Annotated in this window: 3 protein-coding genes; all 3 read right to left on the reverse strand. The window is 71.8% G+C overall.

What is annotated here, in order from left to right; translation table 11 throughout:
• Positions 1 to 15: 15 nt before the first annotated feature.
• The gene (locus G5C65_RS32050; RefSeq protein WP_165302556.1) at positions 16 to 759 is read right to left on the reverse strand and encodes a thioesterase II family protein; all 744 of its coding nucleotides are present in this window, start codon (positions 757 to 759) and stop codon (positions 16 to 18) included.
• 184 nt (positions 760 to 943) lie between these two features.
• Positions 944 to 3,781, reverse strand: coding sequence for an AAA family ATPase (locus tag G5C65_RS32055; protein ID WP_165302557.1), 2,838 nt, complete (start codon positions 3,779 to 3,781; stop codon positions 944 to 946).
• Positions 3,782 to 4,146: 365 nt separating this feature from the next.
• Positions 4,147 to 4,346: hypothetical protein (locus G5C65_RS38730; RefSeq protein WP_206442503.1), on the reverse strand; the 200-nt coding region annotated here is incomplete at its 5' end.

A 4,346-nucleotide genomic window follows, 5' to 3' on the forward strand; every position in this document is an offset into this window, starting at 1 on the left:
ACCCCCCATCCCGGCTCAGGACTGTTCGAGCGCGCCGGTGACCAGCTCCAGGACCCGGTCGCTGTGGTCCACCAGGGCGAAGTGCCCGCCGCTGACGACCTCCATCGCGAACGGGCCCGAGGAGTGCCGGGCCCACGCCTCGACCTCGGGCACGGCGGCCTTCGGGTCGTCGTCGCCGACCAGTGCGGTGACCGGGCAGCTCAGCGGCTCGCCCGGGGTCCACGTGTAGGTCTCGGCGGCGCGGTAGTCGTTCCGGACGACCGGGAGCGCCATCCGCATGATCTCCTCGTCCTGGAGCAGGGCGCTGTCGGTTCCGTCCATGGCGCGCATCTCGGCCAGCAGCGCGTCGTCGTCGCGCAGATGCATGCTCTCGTCCCGCTGCACCGAGGGCGCACGGCGTCCGGAGACGAACAGGTGAACGGCCGGGCGGTGCGGCTCCATCAGCTGAGCCACCTCGAAGGCGAGGGTGGCCCCCATGCTGTGCCCGAACAGGGCCGTGGGCCGGTCCTCCAGGGCCGCCAGCACGTCGTGCACCCGGCGGGCGAGCTCGTGCAGATCGTCGACGAAGGGCTCGTGGCGACGGTCCTGCCGTCCCGGGTACTGCACCGCGACGACGTCCACCTTCGGGGACAGCGCCGTGGCGACCGGGCGCCAGAAGCTCGCCGAGCCGCCCGCGTGCGGCAGGCACACCAGCCGGATCGGGGCGTCCGGCGCGGGCGCGTAGGCACGCAGCCAGGACTCGGTGTCGTTCGTCGTCATCCGCTTCTCCACTCCATTCCATCTCGGGCCTGCCCCGTGCTGTTGCCCCGCAGGGGCGCTTCAGGGGCGCGGGGAACTGCGCGACCAGCCACGGCGGCGCCGCGGTCCGCAGGACACGGACCGGGGCAGCCCCCGGCCCACCAGCCCCGGCAGAGGGCAACCACGATCCGCCGGTCACACGGCACTAGCTCACCCTGTCCCGCAGCTCCCCGCCCCAGCGCTCGGCCGCCAGGAACCGATTCGGCAGATCGGTGCGCCGCCGCACGCCCAACTTCCGGTAGACCCGGGTCAGATGCTGCTCGACCGTGCTGACGGTGATGAACAGCTCGTCGGAGATCTGCCGGTTGGTGTGTCCCTGCGCGGCCAGCAGCGCGACCCGGTGCTCGGCCTCGCTCAGCAGCTCGTCCTGCTTCCGGCTCCCGCCATGGTGCGGTTCCGCCGCCTCGCCCGGGGGGTGCCCCGGCGGATGCCGCGGCTCCGCCCGCTGGGGGAGCAGCGCCGCGACCCCCGAGTCCCGGGCCAGTTGGTCGGCGCGGCCCAGGAACTGCCGGGCCTGGACCGGCGCCCCGGCCTCCTGGAGCGCCTCACTGGTGTCGGCCAGGGCACGGGCCAGCCCCTGCCGGTCACCGCAGGACTGGAACAGGTCGACCGCCTTGGACAGCAGCTTGTGCCGGTGGTCCGGGGCCGCGCCCGTGGAGGCGAGCAGTTGCAGCGCCCGGCCCCGGGTCCGGTCGTCGAGGCCGTGCGGCACCTGGAGCTGTTCCCGCAGGAGCTGCGCGGCGTTCGTCCGGTTGCCGAGGTCCAGCTGGACGCGGGCGAGTTCGACGCGCCACGGTACGAGCCCGGCGACGTCGAGGCCCCAGCCGCGCACCAGGGTGCCGCAGGCGTGCAGGTCCGAGGACGCCGCCTGGGGCCGCCCCATGGCCAGGTGGTGGGAGCCCCGGGCCAGCAGGTAGTGCGCGCCCACCGGGGTGCGGAACATCCCGGGCGGCACCGGCTGGGTGAGCCAGCGGTCGGCCTCCACATAGCGGCCGGTCTCCGTCGCACAGGTGATCAGCGTGCCCAGCGGCCCGCCGACGGCCACCCCCCACGCGGGCGCCGGCAGGTCCTCCAGCGCCGTACGGGCCTCCTGCTCCGCCGTGGCCAGATCGCCCAGGCGCAGCGCCGCCTCCGCGCGGATCGCCCGGATGACGGCCCGCCAGGCGGGGATGTGCTGCGCCTCGGGGCGACTGAGCAGGAGGTCGCCCCAGACCACGACCCGGTCGGCACGGCCCGCGCAGAGCAGCGCCAGCAGGGGAGCGGCCAGCAGGCCCAGCGCCCCGCGGTCGACGTGGTGCCGCTGCAGGAGCTGTTCGGCGGCGGACACGGTGTCCACCCCGTCCGTCGGGATCAGCGCGCTGCCCAGCACCGACATGGCCTGCAGCGGCGGGCTGACCGAGTGCGGGACCGTGGCGGCCCGGCTCCAGGAGCTCTGCGTCTCCCGCACCGTCACCAGGTAGTCCGGGTGGGAGAGGGCGACCAGGAGCCGCATCACCTGGAGCCGGCCGGCGACGGGGCCGTCGTCGTCGAAACTGGTGACGGCCTCGACCGCCTCCTCCGCCCGCCCCTGCCACAGCAGATAGGGCACGGTCGAGATGGCGGTGGCCATGGTGCACGCCTCGCCCCGCGCCGCCTTCACCAGCTCGCCGAGATCCCCGTTGACGGCCAGCGGATTGACCTGCCAACGCGCGTTGACCAGCATCGCGCGGAGCGAGTTGCGCCGCCGCTCGTCGGGCTCGGCGCCGGCGGCCAGGCGCAGATAGGCGACGCTCAGATCCGGCCGTCCCGAGGAGAGCGCCCCTTCGGCGGCGTCCCGCAGCACCGGCACCGCCCACGACCCGTCCGTCCACGCGGACGCGACCAGGTGCTCGGCGACCACGCTCGAATCGGCGCCGTGCTCGTGCAGCACCTTGGCGGCCCGCTGGTGCAGCGTGCGCTGCTCCTCGGCCGGGGTGTCGGACAGGACGGAGCGCAGCACGCGCGGGTGCCGCAGCTGACCGGCGTGGGCGAGCCCCGAGCTGTGCAGGACGCGCAGGGCCGGCACGACGGAGTCGGGCAGCATGTCGAGGAGTTGCCCCAGCAGTTCCGGCGAGGCCGGGCGGTTCAGCACGGCCAGCGCCTGCGCCACGAGTCTGGCGCTCCGCTCATGGCGGTAGAGGCTGCCCAGCACGGCCCGGTCGAACGTGTCCGGGCCCCGCAGCCCCGCGACGGGGGCGCCGTCCGCGTCGTGGTGGGCGCGCTCGTCCACCAGGGCCTGGGTGAGCAGCGGGTTGCCGCCGGTCATGTGCAGCAGGCGCCGGGCCTCCTCCCGGACGTCGTCGCCTCGCGCGCTCTGCGGCAGCAGGCGGGCGATGGCGTCGACGGTCAGCGGGGGCAGGCTGATATGAGTTAACCGCGGCTGGCTGCGCAGTTCCGCGTGGAAGAGGGGGTGCGCCGGGCGCAGTGTCGGCGACTCGGAGAGCAGCACCATGATCGGGGCATGGCGCAGCCGCCGGATCATGTAGAGCAGGCAGTGCAGCGACGCCGGGTCCGAGTGCTGCACGTCGTCGACCACGAGGACGAGCGGCCCCTGGTTCGCCATGCCGAGCAGCATGGTGAAGGCGTTGTGCAGCAGCGGCGCCCAGAAGGGCCCCTCGGCGGAGAACACATCCGCCGCCCCGCGCCTGGTCTCCTCCGTGGGAAGGGAGTTCGCGGCCTCGCGTATCAGCTCCTCGATGTGCGTGGTGGCCTCTCCGGCCAGCCGCGCGCTGTGCATGAGCTGCCCCAGCACGCCGAAGTGCAGCCCTTGCTCCGCTCGCGACCCGGTGGCCGTCAGCACATGGCCGCCCACGGTGGTCGCCCACGCGCCGAACGTCTCCAGTACCTGCGTCTTTCCGCTTCCCACGGACCCGGTCACCAGGACTACGTGTCCGTGCCCGAACTGCTCACAAGTGTCGAAATCCCGTCGGAGCTGAGCAATTTGTTCGTCTCGATGGATCAGCACGACTGGTGTCGCCTCCCCGTAAGCGATGCTGAACCCAGGGGCCGGCCGATGATCGAAGCCGTCCCCGTACCGCGTCGTCGAACGTGCCAGATCGCGCTTCCAGTAGGGGTGTCCCCCTAGCCTTCGCGGCCTGCCCTACCGTCCGATCCCCTACTTCAGACCGGTCAAGGCCGAAGCAAGAGTTCCAAAATCTTTCACAGATGCCACCGGTGACGCAACGGGCTTCGGAAGGCACGGCTCTAGGCCCACAGAGGCTCAACCCCAGGTGATCCAGGGGTTGACAACGTTATCACAAGGAGAGGTAAAAGCTCCCAATCGATCCCAAATTCATCAGAGTTTAACGTTACCTGTTAGGTTTATGTGAATTACTGGAACAGGATCTTCCGGTTTACGCCCTGCGAGCGATCATATCTCGTCACCAGGGTTGATTCTCGGCCGCTCGCGCCGTTTTTGATCTCGGATGACCTGCCGTTGTCGATCAATGACCAACTGGAGACGATCAGGAGAACAGCGCCGTCGAACACGTAGCGGAAGGGCGACGTCAGGGGGCGCTCGGGGTACGGGG

The sequence above is a fragment of the Streptomyces boncukensis genome (assembly GCF_011045075.1).
Lineage (GTDB): Bacteria > Actinomycetota > Actinomycetes > Streptomycetales > Streptomycetaceae > Streptomyces > Streptomyces boncukensis.